The following is an 18583-nucleotide window of genomic DNA, read 5'->3' on the forward strand; positions in this document are numbered from 1 at the left end:
CGACCTTCGTCGTCGCCGCCATCCCGCTCACACTCCGGCGGGCCGCCGCCCGGCCCGGGCCCGGAGCGGGGTACCGGCCCAGCCGCCAACTACCCGGACCACCAGCGACCCGCCGGACGGCAAGCAAGGACCGGGAACCGCCCCGCTCACTCCGTCGCCGCCAACCCCGGCGACCACCCACACGCCCGACGGTCGACGGCGCTGCCTCTTGGGCAGCCCAGCAGGGGCGGCCGGGGGACTCTGCCCGTCTCCCGCCGTTGCTGTCGAGGGGCCCTCCTCCGGACTATCCCTCCCGCTGGGTCTCCAGTTCGGCCTGGAGTTCCTTGGCCAGGCGCTTCGCGCCGTCGATCAGGTCGGCCTCGGAGACCGGCTCGGTTCCCGCGAAGTCCGCCGACGTCGTGTAGCAGGTCTCCGCGTACAGGTTGGCCGTGCGCGTCCCCACGCATCCCCAGCCCAACGGCTCGGAGTCCGCCTCGAACCACGAATAGGCCTCGTCGCCCATGCCCGACAGCGCGGTGCGGTCGCGCCGCTCCGACGCGCCCTCCAACAGGCCCGCGGCCCCCTGCTCGCCGGACGCCTGCGCGTCCGCCTCCGCACGCACCAGAACCACGCGGGCGGCGGCCGGCGTGTGCGGCGAATCCGCCGTGGTCTCCCACCGGCACTGCACGCCCTCGCGCTGCGGCTCCTGCAGACCGTCGATGGGCTCGTCGATCCCCGCCTCGAAGCCGGGCACCAGTTCCTCCAGCGCCTTCCCCTCGGCGGCACCGCACTCCGGCAGGCGCTCGAACCCCTTGTCCATCGTGACCAGGGCGATCACCGCCCACACGCCCCCGACCAGCAGCGCGAGCGCGGTGGCGGCGATCGCCGTCACCGCGGCGACCGCGCACCCCCGGTTGGAGCGGGGCTCGCCCGCCACCGGGGACGGCGGCTCCGCCGAGGGGCCGAGAGGCGGCCCCTGAGGACCCCCGGGCGGCGGCCCGGGCGGGGTGCCCGGGGCCGACAGATGTCCGGGTGGCTGCGGAGGCGGAGGCGTGTGCGCAGGGCCGGGGTGCGGAGTTCCGGAACCCGGCCCGACCCCCGGCCCAGAACCCGACGAGGCCGGATGTCCCGGCACAGGGCCGTGCACCGGGCCGGGCGGGGCGGGTGCCGCCGGGCCCGGGGGCGGAGCCTGAGGCGGCCGTGCCCCGGAGGAAGGCGCCTGCTCGGCGCTGTTCGGCGGCCCCTGGGCGCCGGGGGCAGGGGCCGGCGCCGGATTCGGAGCCGGCGCAGGGGCGGGGTCCGGCCGCTGCCGACCGACCTCCCCTGCCCCATCGCCCCGGGGCTCCGGCTGCTCGGCCTCCGCAGGGGTGTCCGAGGGGGTGTTCTCAGGGGCGGCCCAGGACTCGTCGGCCGGTTCCGGCCCCGACTCCGGCCCCGGCTCCACGCCGTCCGCCCGGGCGGGCTCCGGAGCGACCTCCGCGCGGGCCTCCGGCACGTGCTCGTCCGGCTCCGGTCCGGAGCCGTCGGCCTGTGCGGGGTCCTGCGATCGGTCCATGAACGACTCCCCTAGTCCCGGTCTCTGTCGGCGGCGCCCCCGCGAGCGCTCCCGGCGGCTGCTTTCTCGGACACTCCGATGCTCCCAGGGGCGGGAACGGTTCCCGGGGGACGGTTCCCCGGAGACGGATTCCGAGACGGATCGAATGGTCGACGGCCGACGCCGTTCGGGCACGGCGGAACGGCCCCGGCTCGACCGGCCCGGCTGGCCCGACCGGCCCGGCCGCACCGTACCTTCGACCCTCAGACCTCCGGCCCTCACGGCCCCGGCCCTCACAGTGCCTCGGCGATGGCCTCCGCCGCCTGGGCCGCCCCGTCCCGGGCGCGTCCCTCGTCCATGGCGCCCGCGCCGGGGTCGGCCGCGCCGATGTAGACCACCCGGACCACCAGGTTGGCGTCGCGGAAGACCGCCTCCCCCGACGCCCCGGCCGGTCCCGCCCTGCCCAGCAGGGCGCCCTCCCCCAGCGCCGCCGGGGCGGCCACCGCCCCGCGCTGGAACGGCTCCAGCCCCGCCACCGCGTCGGCGGCGGCCGAGGCCCCGCTGGTCTCCCCCGCGGCGTCGGTGAAGTAGGCCCGGAAGTCCACCTGCAGGGTCCGGGGCGCGGCGCCGGTCCCCACCGACGTCCACGCGCACCGGACCGCGTCGGAGTCCTCCATCAGCCCGCCGTCGGAGGTGTCCAGCGACGCCTCGTCCACCAGCTCGCCGACCGCCTCCTCGGGGACCGAGCCGCAGCCCGGCGCGGCGGTGTACCGGTCGTCCGGCCCCGCCTCGGCGGAGGGGCCGGTCTCCTCGAAGACCTGCCCCGCCATCAGTGAGGCGCCGGTCAGGACGAGCACGCCGACGGCGGCCGCCGCCCACCGCGAGGCGGGCGGCGCCTTCCTCCACAGGCTCTCCGGGCCGCGCACGCCTCAGCCCACGACGATGTTGACCAGCTTGGGCGCGCGCACCACGACCCGGCGCACCGTCTTGCCCTCCATGAAGCCCTGCGCCTTCTCCGAGGCCAGCGCCAGCCGCTCCAGCTCGCCCTCGTCGATGTCCGGCGGCACCTGCAGCTTGTCCCGGACCTTGCTGTTGACCTGGACCACCGCGGTGACCTCCTCGCGCACCAGCAGCGCCGGGTCGGGCTCGCGCCAGTTGCCGATGGCCACCGAGCCCTTGTGGCCCAGCCGCTCCCAGCCCTCCTCGGCCGCGTACGGGGCGACCAGGGACAGGGTGACGGCGATGGCCTCGGCCGCCTCGCGCACCGCCGGGTCGGCCGCGCCGGGCCCGTTCTCGATGGCCTTGCGGGCGGCGGTGACCAGCTCCATCATGCGGGCGATGGCCACGTTGAACCGGTGGTCCTCGATGGCCGCGGAGATCTCGGCCAGCGCCCGGTGGGTGGCCTTGCGCAGCTCCTTGTCGCCCGTGGCGGGGTCGGTGCCCGGCGCGGAGGCCTCGCCGGCCTGGACCATCACCCGGAAGGCGCGGCCCAGGAACTTCAGCGACGCCCCGGGGGACACGTCGGCCCAGTCGATGTCGTCCTCGGGCGGGCCCGCGAAGAGCATGGTGAGCCGGACCGCGTCCACCCCGTAGGTGTCGATCTCGGCGCCCAGGTCCACGCCGTTGCCCAGCGACTTGGACATCGCCTTGCCGCGGTTGATGACCTGCCCCTGGTTGAGCAGGCGCGCGAACGGCTCGGTGAACTCCACCATGCCCATGTCGTGCAGGGCCTTGATGAAGAACCTGGCGTACATCAGGTGCAGGGTGGCGTGCTCCTTGCCGCCGATGTACTGATCGACCTGGCCCCACCTCTTGACCTCGTCCTCGGAGAACGGGGCGGTGGCCAGGTTCGGCGACAGGTAGCGCAGGAAGTACCAGGACGAGTCCACGAAGGTGTCCATGGTGTCGGTGTCACGCTTGGCCGGCCCGCCGCAGGACGGGCAGTCCACGTTCACCCAGGCCTCGTTGGCCGCCAGCGGGGAGATGCCCTTGGGCGCCAGGTCCGCGCCGCGCATGTCGTCGGGCAGGGTCACCGGGAGCTGGTCCTCGGGGACTGGCACCTCGCCGCAGGCCGGGCAGTGGACGATCGGGATCGGCGTGCCCCAGAACCGCTGGCGCGACAGCAGCCAGTCGCGCAGCCGGTAGTTGATGGTGCCGGCCCCGGTGCCGCGCTCCTCGATGATCTCGATGATCCGCGGGATGGCCTCGGCCTTGGACAACCCGTCCAGCGGGCCGGAGTTCATCAGCGTGCCCTCGCCGGCGGTGGCCAGCCCGGTCCGCGCCGGGTCGTCCTCGCCGGTGTCGACCACCGGGCGCACCTGCAGGCCGAACTTGAGCGCGAAGTCCAGGTCGCGCTGGTCGTGGGCGGGCACCGCCATGATGGCGCCGTGGCCGTAGTCGGCCAGCACGTAGTCGGCGGCCCAGACCGGGATCCGCTCGCCGTTGACCGGGTTGACCGCGTACCGGCCCAGGAAGACGCCGGTCTTCTCGCGCTCGGTGGACTGCCGCTCAATGTCGCTGAGCTTGGCGACCTGGGCCCTGTAGGCCTCGAACGCCTCGCGCTGCTCCTCGGTGCACAGCTCCTCGGCCAGCGGCGCGTCGGCGGCCACCACGAAGAAGGTGGCTCCGTACAGCGTGTCGGGCCGGGTGGTGAACACGGTGACCGGCTCGTCGCGCCCCTCGATGGCGAACCGGACGTCGGCGCCCTCGGAGCGGCCGATCCAGTTGCGCTGCATGGTCAGGATCTCGTCCGGCCACTTGCCTTCGAGCTGGTCCATGTCGTCCAGCAGGCGCTGGGCGTAGTCGGTGATGCGGAAGTACCACTGGTTGAGGCTGCGCCGCACGACCTCGGAGCCGCAGCGCTCGCACCGGCCCTGCACGACCTGCTCGTTGGCGAGCACGGTCTGGTCCTTGGGGCACCAGTTGACCAGTCCGTCCTTGCGGTAGGCCAGTCCGCGCTCGAAGAACTTGGTGAAGAACCACTGGTTCCAGCGGTAGTACTCGGGGTCGCTGGTGTGCAGGCGGCGGGTCCAGTCCACGGAGATGCCGTAGCGCCGGAACGACTCGGCCTGGGTCTCGATGTTGGCGTAGGTCCACTCGGCGGGGTGGGTGCCGTTGCGGATGGCCGCGTTCTCGGCGGGCAGCCCGAAGGAGTCCCAGCCGATGGGGTGCAGGACGTTCTCCCCGCGCTGGAAGTGGTAGCGCGCGATGACGTCGCCGATGGCGTACACCTCGGCGTGCCCCATGTGGAGGTCGCCGGAGGGGTAGGCGAACATGTCCACGACGTAGCGGCGCGGGCGGGTGTCCCCCGGGTCCTCGGAGGCGGTGAAGGGGTTGTCCTCCGCCCAGCGGGCCTGCCACTTGTCCTGCAGGGCGCGAGCGTCGTAGGCGTCGCCCGCCACCCGGTCTCCTTCAACCGCTGTCATCGCTGAATAGTCCCTCTACCGGTTCGCTCCGCACGGCCGCCGGAGCGGCCCGCGTATGGCGCGTTCGGCCGCTCGGGGCGCGCCGTGCGGGTCGGTCCGCTCGGCCTGCGCCGTCTCCAGCCGGATTCTCCTGGGTTCCAAGGTTAGCGCGACCGGGGAGGCGCCCCGCCATGGCGGCGCGGGCGCGCGGGGCCCACCGCGCCCCCGGTGGGCCCCGCCTCCGCACGCCTGATCCGAGGGTTTGCGGATGCGTGCCGAGCCTAGGGGCCGGGGGTGACATTCGGGGCGCGAACCGGGGAGCCGGGACCGGTTCGGGGGGATCGGCACCGAGTGACCCCTCCGTCACCAACCGGAAACCCCTTCGTTGAGGGGGATCGTCCCCCCGGCGGCGGGGGCCGGTGGAAGAATGCGGTGCGGGCGGCGCCCCGTGGCCGCCCCCGGCGCGCCCGGCTCTGGAGCCCCTCGCGGCCCCGCCGGCGGCACCCGTCCCGCGCGCCGCGGCCGCCGAACAATTGGAGACCGTCCCGATGACCCCCACCCCCGCTCGCCGCGCCATCCGCGCCCTGCCCGCCGCCCTGCTCGCCGCGGCCGTGGCCTGGGGGGCGGCCTCCTGCGCGGGCGACGCGGAGACCGACACCGCCTCCGTCGAGGGCGCCGCGCCGGACCTGGGCCAGAACCAGGAGCGGGTACGGCTGACCGAGGGCACGTCGGTGAACATGGAGACGGGCTCGGGCGCGATGGCGGCGGTGCAGATGACCGGGCACGAGCCCGGGGACGACCCGCGGGTCACCATCACCGTCACCCCCGAGGGCGGGGAGACCGAGGAGCACACCCTGACCCTCGGCGGGGAGCTGGACGTGGCCGGGGACCGGTGGCGGGTCTCGGAGATCGGGCTGAGCGACAGCCGGTCCCAGCCGAGCAGCACCACGCTCACCCGCGCCGGCGCGGAGTCCGGCGGGGAGTCCGGCTCGGACTCAGGTGCGGACTCCGGCACGGACTCCGGCGGCGCCTAGGACGCGTCGCCCCGCCCCCGGGCGGGAATCACACGGGTGAGGCGGGAGACCCGGGCGGCACGGCCGACGTGCGGGAGCCGGGGCCCGGGGCCCGGGGCCCGGGCAGGGCCCCGGTCGGAGCCCGGGCGGGCCGGTGTGCCGGGTCCTCCGAGCGTGAGTGGGCCCCCGGTGCGGGCACCACAAGTTACCGTGCGGTAAAAAGTGACCGGGAACACCCTCTCGCACCCTTGGGAGACGCGATGCTCAACCTGTCCGTGCTGCTGGAGGACGGCGCCCGGAACACCCCCGAGCGCGAATGCCTCGTCTTCGGCGATCTGCGCCTGAACTACGCGCTCGTCGACATGATCGCCAACCAGGTCGCCAACCTCCTCGTCGCGCGGGGCGTCGCGCCCGGGGACAAGGTCGCCCTGGCCTCGCCCAACACGCCCTACTTCCCGTTCGTCTACTTCGGCGCGCTCAAGGCCGGGGCCGTCGTGGTCCCGCTCAACGTGCTGCTCACGCCGCGGGAGATCGCCTACCACCTGGAGGACTCGGGCGCCAAGGCGCTGTTCGCCTTCACCGGCACGCCCGACCTGCCGCTGGGCGAGCGCGCCCGCGCCGCCTTCGAGCAGGTCGACACCTGCGAGGTCTACATCGACCTGCCGGCCGAGCCCGGCGCCAAGGAGTCGACGATCGCCGGGGCCCAGACCCTGTGGGCGGCGCTGGACGGGCAGCCCGGCACCTTCGAGTCGGTGCGCACCGAGGCCGACGACACCGCGGTCATCATCTACACCAGCGGCACCACCGGCACCCCCAAGGGCGCCGAGCTGAGCCACAACAACCTGCTCTACAACGCGGTGTGTTCGAGCAACCTGTTCGGCACCGCCGAGCGCGACGTCTTCCTGGGCGTGCTGCCGCTGTTCCACATCTTCGGCCAGACCACCATGCTCAACACCGCGCTCTACCGGCACGCCACCATCGTGCTGATGCCGCGCTTCGACGGCGACGAGGCCCTGGCGCTGATGGAGAAGGAGGGCGTCACCACCTTCGGCGGCGTGCCGACCATGTACTGGGGCCTGCTGGGCGCCAAGGGCGACCACGACCTGGAGAAGATCGCCTCCACGCTGCACACCGCGGTCTCCGGCGGCGCGGCGCTGCCCGGCGAGCTGGCCAAGAACGTCAAGGAGCGGCTGGGCGTGGAGATCCTGGAGGGCTACGGCCTGTCCGAGACCTCCCCGGTGGTCTCCTTCAACAACCCCAAGGTCAAGGCGAAGACCGGGTCGATCGGACGCCCGATCTGGGGCGTGGAGATGCGGCTGGTCGACCCCGGGTTCAACGAGGTCGAGGGCGAGGGCCCGGGCGAGGTCGCGGTGCGCGGCCACTGCGTGATGAAGGGGTACCACAACCGCCCCGACGCCACCGCCCAGGTGCTCAAGGACGGCTGGTTCCGCACCGGCGACATCGCCCGCCGGGACGAGGAGGGCTTCTACTTCATCATCGACCGCTCCAAGGACATGATCATCCGCGGCGGGTACAACGTGTACCCCCGGGAGCTGGAGGAGGTCCTGCTGACCCACCCGGCCGTCGGCCTGGTCGCGGTGGTGGGCGTGCCGCACGAGACCCACGGCGAGGAGATCAAGGCCTACGTGGTCCGCGAGGAGGGCGCCGAGCTGGGCGAGGAGGAGCTGGTCGCTTGGGCCAAGGAGCGGCTGGCCGCCTACAAGTACCCGCGCCTGGTGGAGTTCCGCGACACGCTGCCGATGACCGCCACCGGCAAGATCCTCAAGCGCGACCTGCGCTGACCCGCGGCCCGGCACCCGCCCCGCACCCCGCCCCGCGCCCGCCTCGCCGCCGGTACCGAGCGGGCGTGCGGGGCGCCGGGCGGTCCTCAGGACAGCGGCCGCCAGGGCGCCCCGCACACGGTGCAGCGGTACTCGATGCGCCGGCCGCACGCGGCGCAGTGCGGCCCGGGCCCGTGCCCGTCCTGCTGCTCGGCGTGCCGGTCGGCGAAGAGGCGCGGCTCCGCGCAGCGGTTGCAGCGGATCCGCACCCCGGTGGGGCTCTTGGGCCAGGGCGGTTCCGGTTCGATGGGGTGGTCGTCCTCGGCGGGGCCCTCCTCGCCGGGGCGGTCCCCGGGGGCGGCGTCGTCCATCCGGCCAACTCTCGCCCACGCCCGCGGACCGGTCAAGGCCGGACCGACGCCCCTCCTCCCCGTTGATCTCGGGAGAATCGCCCCTACAAGCACGGATTCAGCGTCGTTTCTCCCGAGATCAACGGGGGAGTGCGTCCGCGAGGGCGTCGACGCGGTCGGCCGCCTCGGCCAGCCGCGAACGGGGCACCCTGCCGTCCTCCACCGCCTCCAGCACCGCGGCGCGCGCCGCAAGGTAGGCCTCCCGGCCGGTGCCCCCGGCCGTGGCGGGGTTGCCCAGGCACAGCAGGTCGGCCCCGGCGGCCAGCGCCTCCACGGCGCCGCGCGCGACCGCGCGCACCGTGTCCGCCTCCCCGGTGTGCACCGCCAGGCCCTTCATGTCCAGCGCGTCGGTGACGGCGACCCCGTCGAAGCCCAGCTCCTCGCGGAGCAGCCGGTACCAGCGGGGCGACACGCTCGCGGGCGCGCCGTCCACGGCCGGGACGACGATGTGCCCGCTCATCACCATGTCGACGCCCGCGCGCACGGCGGCGGCGAACGGCACCAGCTCCCGCTCGCGCAGCAGGTCCTCCCCCGCCCCGATCACCGGCAGCCCGACGTGCGAGTCGGTGCGGCTGTCCCCGTGGCCGGGGAAGTGCTTGGCCGCGGCCGCCCGGCCCGCATCGTGCAGCCCGGCGGTGAACGCCGCCCCGTGCTCGGCCGCCGCCTCGGGCCGGTCGGAGAACGCGCGCGGCCCGATCACCGGGTTGCGCGGGTCGGAGGCGACGTCGACCACCGGCGCCAGCGCGGCGTCGACCCCGGCCCCGCGCAGCAGCTCGCCGATGGAGCGGGCGGTCGCCCGGGTGGCGGCGGTGTCCCCGGCGGCGCCGAGCTCGCCGTGGGCGGGGTGCGGCGAGGCGCCGCCCGGGTGGAACCGGCTGACCGGCCCGCCCTCCTCGTCGCAGGCGATGACCAGCCTGTTCCGGGCGCCGTGCAGCTCCCGGGAGAGCGCGGCGGGGTCCCCCTCCAGGTTCTGCGCGAAGTACAGCACCGCGCCCAGGCCCTCCCGGCAGGCCTGGAGCAGCCACGGCGGGGCGGTGGCGCCCAGGAAGCCGGGCATCAGCACCAGGGCGGCGCGTTCGGCGTCGGCGCGGCTCATCCCTTCACCGCCCCCTGGACCAGGCCGGAGACCAGGCCCCGCTGCACGAACAGGAAGAACAGCATCACCGGGACGGTGATGATCGTCGAGGCCGCCATCATGGCGCCCCAGTCGGTGGTGTTCTGGCCGAAGAACTGGCGCAGCCCGACGGCGACGGTGTAGGTGTCGGCGTCGTCCATGAAGGCGAAGGCGATGAGGAACTCGTTCCAGGCGGTGATGAAGGAGAAGATCCCCGTGGCCACCAGGCCGGGGGCCACCAGCGGGAGCAGCACCGACCAGAACATGCGGGGCCAGGAGGCGCCGTCGATGTAGGCGGCCTCCTCCACCTCGGCCGGGACGGCGGCGGTGAAGCCGCGCAGCATCCAGATGGCGAAGGGCAGCGACAGCGCGATGTAGACCACCGACAGGCCCAGCAGCGAGTTGAGCATGCCCAGCGAGGAGGCCTGCAGGAACAGCGGAATGACCAGCGCCTCCAGCGGCACCATCTGCACGACCAGCACCATCACCAGGACGGTGGTGCGCAGCCGGAACCGGAAGCGGGAGACGGCCACCGCCGCCAGCAGCGCCAGCAGCGCGCTCCCGGCCACCGTCACCACCGCCACCAGCAGGGAATTGCCCAGGTAGGTGAGGAACCCGGCCTCGGTCAGCGCGTACCGGTAGTTGTCCAGGGTGGGTTCGGCGGGCAGCAGGGCCTCGGTCCCGGTGACGCTGCGGGAGGACGCCAGCGAGCTGGCCACCATGAAGTAGGCCGGGAACAGGGTGAAGGCGAGCAGGGCGGCCACCGCGAGCGCCCTGCCGAGCATCCACCGGGTGCGGCGCGTCATCGCAGCTCCTCGTCGCGGAACAGGGACCGCAGGTAGACCAGGGTGATGGCGAGCAGGAGCAGGGTGAGCAGCACCGCGACCGCCGCGCCCGACCCGTAGTCGCGCTGGACGATGCCCTGCAGGTAGGACCACACCCCCAGGTTCAGCACCTCCCGGTTGGCGCCGTCGCCGCCGGGCATCAGGAACACCTGGGCGAACACCTTGAAGTCCCAGATGGTGGACAGGATGGTCACCACCGCGAACACCGGCCGCAGCACGGGCAGGGTGACGTGGCGGAACCGCTGCCAGGCCCCGGCGCCGTCGATCAGCGCCGCCTCGTACAGCTCCCGGGGGACGGTGAGCAGGCCCGCCAGCACCGTCACCGCCACGAACGGGAAGCCGTGGTGGACGATGTTGAGGGTGACGATGCCGTAGAAGAGCAGCCGGTCGGCGAACCAGTTGAGGCCGTCGGGGCCGAGCACCCCGGCGGCCTCCAGGCCCTGGCGGACGATGCCCCGGTCCACGTCGAAGATCCACACCCACACGTAGGTGCCGGTGACGGCGGGCATCGCCCAGGCGATCATCACGCAGCTGATCACGGCGGTGCGGGCGAGCGGGCGCAGGGACGCCAGCAGCAGCGCCACCAGGGTGCCGAAGACGACCGTCGCGCCGACCGCCACGACCGCGAACAGGGCGGTGTTGGGCAGCGCGACCCGCCACAGGTAGCCGTCGGAGAGCAGCTCGGCGTAGTTCTCCAGCCCGTTGAAGTCGGTCTCCCCGGACAGGATGTTGTCCAGCCCGTAGTCCTGCACCGACAGCCACAGCACCCGCCCGAGCGGGTAGAGCAGCAGTCCGCCGAGCACCGCCAGCCCGGGGGCGAGCAGCGCCCACGGCAGCAGCGCGCGCCGGCGCCGCCGGGTGAGCAGCGGGCGGGGGCGCGGGGGCGGGGCGGCCGCGCTGGGCCGCCCCGGTGTCGTCGTCGCGGTCACGTCGGTCCCGGTCCGGTCGGTCCTGGTCAGTTCTGGTCAGTCCTGGTTCAGGGTGTCCTCGATCTCGGTGTTCGCGGTCTGCGTGGCCTCGTCCACGGTCGCGTCGCCGTTCAGCACCGACTGGGTCATGCCGGGGATGACCTGGGCGCCCTCGACCTCGCCCCACTTGGGCGAGACGGGGGCGACGGCGCTCGCCTCCAGGATCTGCACGGCGAACGGCTCGACCAGGGGGTCGTCGGAGTCGGCCAGCGCCTCGATCTGCTCCTGCTTGCCGGGGAAGTAGGTGCTCTCTTCGGTCCAGCGCTGCGCGAACTCGTCGCCGGTGAGCAGTTCGATGTAGGCCCAGGCGGCCTCGGTGTCGGCGCCCTCGAAGACGCCCAGGTGGGAGCCGCCCAGGAAGGAGGGGCTGTAGCCGCCGTCGGGGCCGGGGATGGGGAAGGCGCCCAGGTTCTCGGCCAGTTCGGGGTCGGCCTCCTCGATGGCGCGCGGCGTCCAGCTGCCGGAGATCGCCATGGCGACGTTGCCGTCCACGAAGTTGTCCTGGACGTCGGTCTCCTTCCAGGTGGCGGCGCCGGTGCTGGAGACCCCGTCCTCAAGGGCCAGGTCGGTGTAGAAGCTCAGGCCCTCGCGGGACTCGGGGCTGGCCAGCCCTCCCTCCCAGGTGCCGCCGGACTCGGTGGCGATGTCGCCCCCGGCGCCCCAGATGAACGGCATCACCGAGTAGGCGGCGTCCCCGGGGACGGGGAAGGCGACCATGTCGTCCTCCTCCTCGGAGATCGTCACCGCCGTCTCGCGCAGCTCGTCCCAGTTCTCGGGGACCTCCAGGCCGTGCTCCTCGAACACGTCCGTGCGGTAGATGACCGAGCGGATCCCGGCGTACCAGGGCATGCCGTACAGGCCGCCGTCGAAGGTCCCGGCCTCGACCAGCGCCTCGTTGTAGGCGGAGGTGTCCCCGGCCTGCTCGGAAAGGTCGGTCAGCGCCCCGAGCTGGGCGAACTCCGGGGTGAAGGTGGTGCCCAGCTCGGCGACGTCGGGGAGGGTGCCCCCGGCCATGCCCTTGGTGAAGCGGTCGTGGGCGTCGGCCCAGGGCACGAACTCCACCTCGACCGGGGTGCCGGTCTCCTCCTCGTAGCGCTCGCCGACCTCCTTGAAGTAGTCGGTGGCGTCGGGGTTGGTGCCCTCCATGATCCACACCAGGAGGCCGTCGGAGGCGTCGCCGCCCCCTCCTCCTCCGCCGCACCCCGCGGCGGTCAAAGCCAGGGCGGTCAGTACCGCGGCGGTGCGCGGAATCCTCGGCTGCATCGGCGCTCTCCCATCCGGTCACGGCCCCCGGGATCGGCTTGGTAGAAAAACTACGCACACTCGGGTGAGCTGTGAAGAAAAGTCACACGGATGTTATGACCGACCTCGTGCCGCGCGCCGAGACTACTGGTCACGAGGGCACCGGCGCCTCAGAACTCGCAGGGCAGCACCTTGATCCCGTTGACGAAGCTCGACAGCAGCCGCTCCGGCGGCCCCGCCGCGCGGATGCCGGGCACCCGCCGGTGCAGCTCGCGCCACATCGCGGTGATCTCCCGGCGGGCCAGGTGGGCGCCGAGGCAGAAGTGCGGGCCGGGGCCGCCGAAGCCCACGTGCGGGTTGGGCGAACGGGTGATGTCGAAGGCGTCGGGGTCGTCGAAGACCGCGGCGTCGCGGTTGGCCGAGGGGTAGACCAGCAGCACCTTGTCCCCGGCCCTGTACCGGTGGCCGTTCATCTCGTGGTCGCGGGTGAGGGTGCGGCGCATCCAGGTGACCGGCGAGGCGTACCGGACCACCTCCTCCACCGCGGTGCCCGCGCGGCCCTCGAAGTCCTCCCACCACAGCGCGCGCTGGTCGGGGTGGTCGGTGAGCAGCGCCAGGGTGTGGCTGATGGCGTTGCGGGTGGTCTCGTTCCCGGCGACCGCCAGCAGGATGAAGAACGACCCCAGCTCCTGGTCGCTCAGGGACTCGCCGTCGATGTTGGCGTTGGCCAGGGCGCTGGTCAGGTCCTCGGCGGGCTCGCGCCGGCGCAGCTCGGCCAGCTCGCCGAGCAGGGCGCTCAGCTCGGCCCCGGCGTTCAGCAGCCGGGTGATCGCGGTCTCGGCGTCCTCGCCCAGGTAGTCGGGGTCGTTGCCGGCCAGGACCACGTTGGAGTGCTCGAAGACCATCGCCCGGCGGCTCTCGGGGATGCCCATCATGTCGCAGATGACGGCCAGCGGGAGCCGGGCGGCGACCTCGGAGACGAAGTCGCAGGGCCCTTTCTCCAGCAGGTCGTCGACGATGGCCTCGGCCTGGCGGCGCACGCCGTCCTCCAGCCGGGCCAGCATGCGCGGGGTGAAGCCGCGCGAGACGATGCGCCGCAGCCGGGCGTGGCGCGGGTCGTCCATGTTGATCATCGAGCCGAAGTACTCGGCGAAGTCGGAGGGCATGTCCGGGATGGACACGGCGCTGGGCTCGGAGGCGAAGACCTGCGGGGAGCGGCTGGCCTCGGTGACGTCGGCGTGCCGGACCAGCGCGTAGTAACCCGGGCCGGCGGGGACCGGCCCGGCGTCGGGCTCCTCGAAGAAGACGGGGGCGCGCTCGCGCAGGCGGGCGAAGGCGGCGTGCCTCTCCTCCTGCGGAGCGCGCCAGAAGTCCAGCGAGGACAGGTCGATGTCGGCCGGTCCGGCCGAGTGCGTCGCGGGATGCATGCGGGGGGCCTTCCGACGGGTGCGGACTCCCCCCACTCTTTACACGCCCCCTACTCGTGTCAAGTGGCCTGGTCGCCGCCCTCCCCTCCGGGCTCCCCCTCGGCCCCTCCCCCGTCCGAACCGTCGGAGCCCTCCGGCTCGACCCCCGCCGCCAGGCGCAGCGTCGAGACCAGCTCGGCCGGCTTGTACACGGCCCGGCCCACCGCGGCGCAGAAGGCGGCGAGCATGTGCACCTGCACCATGGGGTCGCCGTTGGCCAGCCGCTCGGCGGCCTCCTCCTCCCCCACCGAATGCGCCTCCCAGGCCGTGACCACGGCGAACTCCAACTCGGGGGGCAGCAGGTCGGCGACGGTGCGGGCGACCGCCTCCCGGGAGTCGGCGGGGCGGTAGGACACCCCGGTCTCCTGCACCCGGCGGGTCAGGAAGGTGGCGAAGATCCGCAGCTCGGAGGCGACCAGTTCGGTCTCCTCCTCCCCGCTCACCCGGTCGGCGGCGGCGAGCAGGTCCTCGCGGTCGGAGCGGACATAGGCATCGATCAGGGCGACGGCGTTCTCGGCGGCGCGCAGCCGCTCCTCGCTCGGTTCATCCGGCATGGCCCCATGATCCCGCAACGCCCCCGGCCGCCGGGAGCGGCCGGGGGCGCGTGGCGGGCACCGGGTCCGGGGACGGGTCGGGCCCGCCTCAGGTGAAGGACGGGCGCAGCGGCATGTGCGCGTCGGTCCCGTCCAGCTTCACGCCGAGGATCTGGTGCAGCTGCACCACGTCCTTCTCGAAGCCGAGGACGCAGCCGGCCATGTACAGCCGCCACACCCGGGCGGTGCCCTCGCCGACCTCGCGCACCGCGGCGTCCCAGTTCCGCTCCAGGTTGTCGCACCAGTGGCGCAGGGTCAGCGCGTAGTGCTCGCGCAGGTTCTCCTGGTGGCGGATCTCGAACCCGGCGTCGTTCATCTGCGCCTGGAGCCAGCCCGGCCCCTCCAGCTCCCCGTCGGGGAACACGTAGCGGTTGATCACCCCGCCCGGCACCATCGCCGGAAGGTCGTTGCGGGGCCGGGTGATGCAGTGGTTCAGCAGGCGCCCGCCCGGCTTGAGCTTGGAGTACAGGCCGGCGAAGTAGTCCGGCACGTTCTTCTTGCCGATGTGCTCGGTCAGCCCGATGGAGCTGACCCGGTCGTAGAACTCGTCGGGCACGTCCCGGTAGTCCATGTGCCGGACCTCGGCCAGGTCGGACAGGCCCTCCTGGGCGATGCGCTTGCTCGCCCACTCGGCCTGCTCCTTGGACAGGGTCACGCCCAGCGCCTTGACGCCGTACTCCTTGGCCGCGTGCCGCACCATGCCGCCCCAGCCGCACCCCACGTCCAGCAGGCGCATGCCGGGCTGCAGGTCCAGCTTCCTGGCCACCAGGTCGTACTTGTCGAACTGCGCCTGCTCCAGCGAGGTGTCCTCGTTCTGGAACACCGCGCAGGTGTAGGTCATCGACGGCCCCAGCACCAGCTCGTAGAAGGCGTTGGAGACGTCGTAGTGGTGGTGGATGACCTCGGCGTCGCGGCCCTTGCTGTGCCGCGTGCCCCGCCCGGACAGCCGGGAGCGGCGCATCTCCTGCGGGGGCGGCGGGACCCGGTTGACGAACTTGACCCAGCCGATGCCCGCCGCGATCCGGGCGAGCTCCAGCGGCGACAGCCGCAGCCCGTCGTCGAAGACCAGGTCGGCCATCCGCTTGAGGGCGGTGTACATGTCGCCCTCGAGGTCCAGGTGCCCGGAGACGTAGGCGCGGGTCAGGCCGAGGGCGCCGGGCGCCTGGGCGATGTAGTTCAGCGCCACGGGGCTGCGCACGACCAGCGTGGTGTCGCTGTCCGGATCGCCTGCCGTGCTGCCGTCATAGGCGCGGAACCCCACGGGCGCGTCGGGCCCGACGACGCGTTCGAAGATCTCCGCAAGCCGCATGTTCGTTCCCTTCGTCGCGGCACGTCAGCCCCCATCCCCCGGGGCGGGCGTGTCATCTCTTCGTTGAACGCCTCACCTGTTGCCGACGCACTTGGCGTACAGGTCCAGCAGCCGCCCCTGCGGGTCGTACTCCCGCTTGAGCCGGCCATAGGCGTCGCCGTTGTAGAGCCTCCAGAACTCCTCCTCGGAGTAGAAGGCGTCGGAGTAGAGGGACTTGTGGCCGTCGAGGCGCGTGACCTCCTCCTCCACCAGCAGGTTGTGGTGGTGGCGGCGCTGTCCGCGCTTCATCGGGACCATCCCCCAGAAGCCGAAGTTCACGTACAGCCGCTCCTGCTCCAACGGGTACAGCGGCCAGATGTGGCCGCCCTCGCCCGGCGCGCCCTTCTCGCTCAGGCGCAGCGGGCACATCCAGACCGGCGTCATGCCGATGTTCTCGTGGAAGAAGTCGAGGAACTCGGCGCCGCGCTCGACGCCCACCTCGATGTCCTGGATGAGGGGCTCCTGCTGGGGGCGGCCGCGGTAGTGGTTGAGCAGCCGGCTGAAGTCGGTGCGGCGGTCCAGGGCCACCAGCCTGCGGTAGACGTCGGAGCGCTTGAGCGAGCGCGGCCACAGCCGCCGCACCGTCGGGTTCTGCACCCCGAACGCCCGCGAGCACCAGAACCAGTCGGTGTCCCAGCGCCAGATGTAGTCCTCGATGGTCATGTAGTCGCCCGGCCCGGTGCCGGCGTACCGCGGGATCGACCGGTAGTAGATGTCGTGGCCGGTGTAGTCGCTGGTCCAGGGGGCGCTGGGGGTGAAGGAGGCGAGGGTGAGGTAGAGCTCGTCGGGGCCGAAGGACACGCCGTCGACGAAGTCCACCCGCTCGCCCTCGTACTCGGAGTCCGCGCAGATCCTCGCGAGCGCGTCCATGGCCTCCTTGCCGCCGCCGAAGCGCAGGTGGCGCAGGTGCACGAACGGCTCGACCGGCTCGAGGCGGATGCGCAGGCGCAGGCTGTACCCGAGGGTGCCGTAGGAGTTGGGGAACCCGTAGAACAGGTCGGCGTGCTCGTTGTCGCGGCGGGCCACCACGGTGTCGCCGGTGGCGGTGAGGATCTCGATCTCCTCCACCGCCTCGTGCGGCAGGCCGGTGCGGAACGAGCTGGACTCGATGCCCAGGCCGGTGACGGCGCCGCCCAGGGTGATGGTGCGCAGCTGCGGGACGACCGTGGGCATGAGGCCGTGCGGCAGGGTGGCGGCGACCAGGTCCTCGTAGGTGGTCATGCCGCCGACCTCGGCGGTGCGGGTGGTCGGGTCGACCGAGATGACCGAGGTGAAGGCGGACACGTCCAGCCGGGGGGCGTCGCCGTCCTCGCGGAACCGGAAGAGGTTCGAGGTCGGCTTGGCGAGCCGGACGGGCGCGCCCTCGGGCAGGTTCGCGAAGTCCCGCCGCAGCCGCTGGACGGCGGCCACATGGTCGGCGAAGTCCCGCTGCGGAGGCTGACGGTGCACGCTCACTCCCCTTCTCCGGCGCACCGGGTGCGCCGCGGACGTCGGTCTGGCCCGGGGCAACCTTACGCCTACCAAGCGGTAGTGAGGCGCGGGCGACACTGTTCCCCATGCCACTCTCTCAACCGGGAATTCGCAAGGGAATGAGGTTTTCGTGGCAGGTCGGGCGCGCTCCGGAGACGCCGCCTCCCGCGGTGGCGCCCGACGGCGGAGGCCAAGGGGAGGGGCCGCGGCCGCACCGAGCGCGCACGGCGGGGCACCCCTGGTGACGGCGGAGGCGGGTGAAGGACGCATCACCGCAGGGCGGCCGACCGGTCGGCGGCCCCAAAGGAGTGACGGCCTCCGCTGAGAGTGCCGGTGGCCGGTTCCGGCCGCCTCCCGCTCCGCTCCCCCGGACCCGTCCCGCGCCCCGGCGGGACGGTCCTTCCCGACTCGCCCGGAGTCCGGCGTCCCTCCTCCTCAGGGCGCGCCATAAGATCGGGTGACGTGCGCATAGCTCTCGTCGACTCAGGAATCGGGATGCTCTCCACCGCCGCCGCGCTGCGCGCGGCGCGGCCGGACGCGGACCTGGTCCTGTCCATGGACCCCGACCACATGCCGTGGGGGCCCCGCAGCCACGACGACGTCGTGGCCCGGGTCATCACGGGCGCCGAGGCGGCCGCGGCGGCCCCCGGCGGAGCGCCGGACGCCGTGGTGGTGCCGTGCAACACCGCCTCGGTCCACGGCCTGGTGGCGCTGCGGTCCCGGTTCGAGCCGCGGATCCCGGTCATCGGGACCGTGCCGCCGATCAAGCCCGCGGCGCAGAACGGTGGGCCCATCGCGGTCTGGGCGACCGTGGCGACCACGGCCAGCCGCTACCAGGGCGACCTGATCGAGCGCTACGCGCCGGGCGGGCAGGCCACCCCGGTGGCGTGCGTGGGCCTGGCGGAGGCGGTGGAGTCGGCCGACCCGGACCGGGTGGCCGAGGCGGTGGCCTACGCCGCCGAGCGCACCCCGGCCGGCACCCGGGGCGTCGTACTCGGGTGCACCCACTACGACCTGGTGGACGCCGAGATCACGGCGGCGCTGGGCGGGCGCCCGGCGCTGTTCACCGCCGCCCAAGCGGTGGCGGCCCAGACACTGCGCCGCATCGGCGCCGAGCCCGAACCCGGGGCCGCCCCGACCGGCACCCTGCGCGTCCTGGCCAGCGGCCGCCCGTCCGACCTCCCGAAGGCGGCCCTGGCCTATCCGGCGGGCCAAGCCCTGGCCGTGGGCCCCGTGGCGGAGTAGAACGGGCCCACCGACCGACCATCGAGGGTGCCGGCTCCACTCGATCCCTCGGACCCGCCCCTTTCACCTCCACGGATCGCCGGGCCGCCCCCGGCGGCCGCCGCACCCGGCCTCTGGTGTTGATCTCGGGGAACTCGGGGTTGAACCGGACACGATAAGCCCGACTTCCCC

General features: G+C 73.4%; 15 protein-coding genes. 3 read left to right on the forward strand and 12 right to left on the reverse strand.

Annotated features, from left to right (window positions below; translation table 11 throughout):
* Nucleotides 1-283: 283 nt before the first annotated feature.
* From O4J56_RS28355 to leuS, 3 genes are all read right to left on the reverse strand, one after another.
* Nucleotides 284-916, reverse strand: coding sequence for a hypothetical protein (locus O4J56_RS28355; RefSeq protein WP_270690046.1), 633 nt, complete (start codon nt 914-916; stop codon nt 284-286).
* Nucleotides 917-1806: 890 nt separating this feature from the next.
* Nucleotides 1807-2439, reverse strand: coding sequence for a hypothetical protein (locus O4J56_RS28360; RefSeq protein WP_270690047.1), 633 nt, complete (start codon nt 2437-2439; stop codon nt 1807-1809).
* Nucleotides 2440-2442: 3 nt separating this feature from the next.
* Nucleotides 2443-4938, reverse strand: coding sequence for a leucine--tRNA ligase (gene leuS / locus O4J56_RS28365; RefSeq protein ID WP_270690048.1), 2496 nt, complete (start codon nt 4936-4938; stop codon nt 2443-2445).
* Nucleotides 4939-5465: 527 nt separating this feature from the next.
* Here leuS and O4J56_RS28370 point away from each other — a divergent pair.
* Both O4J56_RS28370 and O4J56_RS28375 read left to right on the forward strand, forming a co-directional pair.
* The gene (locus tag O4J56_RS28370) at nt 5466-5951 is read left to right on the forward strand and encodes a DUF6406 domain-containing protein (protein ID WP_270690049.1); all 486 of its coding nucleotides are present in this window, start codon (nt 5466-5468) and stop codon (nt 5949-5951) included.
* Between the two features lie 239 nt (nt 5952-6190).
* Entirely contained in the window at nt 6191-7732 is a 1542-nt protein-coding gene (locus tag O4J56_RS28375) for a long-chain-fatty-acid--CoA ligase (RefSeq protein ID WP_270690050.1), read from the forward strand.
* Nucleotides 7733-7818: 86 nt separating this feature from the next.
* Here the strand turns inward: O4J56_RS28375 and O4J56_RS28380 are convergent, their stop codons facing one another.
* The 9 genes from O4J56_RS28380 to O4J56_RS28420 all read right to left on the reverse strand — a co-directional run bounded on the left by O4J56_RS28380 (nt 7819) and on the right by O4J56_RS28420 (nt 17152).
* Nucleotides 7819-8082 (reverse strand): hypothetical protein, encoded by a 264-nt coding sequence (locus O4J56_RS28380; protein ID WP_270690051.1) that lies wholly within the window; start codon nt 8080-8082, stop codon nt 7819-7821.
* A gap of 118 nt (nt 8083-8200) precedes the next feature.
* Entirely contained in the window at nt 8201-9217 is a 1017-nt protein-coding gene (locus tag O4J56_RS28385; protein ID WP_270690052.1) for a glycoside hydrolase family 3 N-terminal domain-containing protein, read from the reverse strand.
* The gene (locus O4J56_RS28390; protein WP_270690054.1) at nt 9214-10041 is read right to left on the reverse strand and encodes a carbohydrate ABC transporter permease; all 828 of its coding nucleotides are present in this window, start codon (nt 10039-10041) and stop codon (nt 9214-9216) included. The genes O4J56_RS28385 and O4J56_RS28390 overlap by 4 nt, the downstream gene beginning before the upstream one ends.
* Nucleotides 10038-11009, reverse strand: coding sequence for a carbohydrate ABC transporter permease (locus O4J56_RS28395; protein ID WP_270690056.1), 972 nt, complete (start codon nt 11007-11009; stop codon nt 10038-10040). Before O4J56_RS28395 ends, O4J56_RS28390 begins: the two co-directional genes overlap by 4 nt.
* Before the next feature lie 36 nt (nt 11010-11045).
* Nucleotides 11046-12311, reverse strand: coding sequence for a sugar ABC transporter substrate-binding protein (locus O4J56_RS28400; protein WP_270690057.1), 1266 nt, complete (start codon nt 12309-12311; stop codon nt 11046-11048).
* Nucleotides 12312-12460: 149 nt separating this feature from the next.
* Complete coding sequence (locus tag O4J56_RS28405) at nt 12461-13717, reverse strand: cytochrome P450 (protein WP_270690058.1); 1257 nt, start codon at nt 13715-13717, stop codon at nt 12461-12463.
* A 59-nt stretch (nt 13718-13776) separates the two neighbouring features.
* The gene (locus O4J56_RS28410; protein ID WP_270690059.1) at nt 13777-14310 is read right to left on the reverse strand and encodes a hypothetical protein; all 534 of its coding nucleotides are present in this window, start codon (nt 14308-14310) and stop codon (nt 13777-13779) included.
* Nucleotides 14311-14398: 88 nt separating this feature from the next.
* The gene (locus O4J56_RS28415) at nt 14399-15658 is read right to left on the reverse strand and encodes an SAM-dependent methyltransferase (RefSeq protein WP_270690061.1); all 1260 of its coding nucleotides are present in this window, start codon (nt 15656-15658) and stop codon (nt 14399-14401) included.
* 72 nt (nt 15659-15730) lie between these two features.
* Complete coding sequence (locus O4J56_RS28420; protein WP_270690063.1) at nt 15731-17152, reverse strand: FAD-binding oxidoreductase; 1422 nt, start codon at nt 17150-17152, stop codon at nt 15731-15733.
* Between the two features lie 510 nt (nt 17153-17662).
* Between O4J56_RS28420 and O4J56_RS28425 the strand changes: the two genes are divergently transcribed.
* Nucleotides 17663-18412: a glutamate racemase gene (locus O4J56_RS28425; protein ID WP_270690065.1), complete on the forward strand. Its 750-nt coding sequence runs from the start codon at nt 17663-17665 to the stop codon at nt 18410-18412.
* Nucleotides 18413-18583 lie beyond the last annotated feature (171 nt).

The organism is Nocardiopsis endophytica (genome assembly GCF_027706725.1).
Taxonomy (GTDB): Bacteria; Actinomycetota; Actinomycetes; order Streptosporangiales; family Streptosporangiaceae; genus Nocardiopsis_A; species Nocardiopsis_A endophytica.

What these genes read in the sequence shown, in the direction of transcription:
- O4J56_RS28385 (WP_270690052.1), bottom strand. Translation starts at nt 9,217, where the DNA reads ATGAGCCGCGCCGACGCCGAACGCGCCGCCCTGGTGCTGATGCCCGGC.
- O4J56_RS28410 (WP_270690059.1), bottom strand. Translation starts at nt 14,310, where the DNA reads ATGCCGGATGAACCGAGCGAGGAGCGGCTGCGCGCCGCCGAGAACGCC.
- O4J56_RS28400 (WP_270690057.1), bottom strand. Translation starts at nt 12,311, where the DNA reads ATGCAGCCGAGGATTCCGCGCACCGCCGCGGTACTGACCGCCCTGGCT.
- O4J56_RS28380 (WP_270690051.1), bottom strand. Translation starts at nt 8,082, where the DNA reads ATGGACGACGCCGCCCCCGGGGACCGCCCCGGCGAGGAGGGCCCCGCC.
- O4J56_RS28415 (WP_270690061.1), bottom strand. Translation starts at nt 15,658, where the DNA reads ATGCGGCTTGCGGAGATCTTCGAACGCGTCGTCGGGCCCGACGCGCCC.
- O4J56_RS28375 (WP_270690050.1), top strand. Translation starts at nt 6,191, where the DNA reads ATGCTCAACCTGTCCGTGCTGCTGGAGGACGGCGCCCGGAACACCCCC.
- O4J56_RS28370 (WP_270690049.1), top strand. Translation starts at nt 5,466, where the DNA reads ATGACCCCCACCCCCGCTCGCCGCGCCATCCGCGCCCTGCCCGCCGCC.
- O4J56_RS28405 (WP_270690058.1), bottom strand. Translation starts at nt 13,717, where the DNA reads ATGCATCCCGCGACGCACTCGGCCGGACCGGCCGACATCGACCTGTCC.
- O4J56_RS28425 (WP_270690065.1), top strand. Translation starts at nt 17,663, where the DNA reads ATGCTCTCCACCGCCGCCGCGCTGCGCGCGGCGCGGCCGGACGCGGAC.
- leuS (WP_270690048.1), bottom strand. Translation starts at nt 4,938, where the DNA reads ATGACAGCGGTTGAAGGAGACCGGGTGGCGGGCGACGCCTACGACGCT.
- O4J56_RS28390 (WP_270690054.1), bottom strand. Translation starts at nt 10,041, where the DNA reads ATGACGCGCCGCACCCGGTGGATGCTCGGCAGGGCGCTCGCGGTGGCC.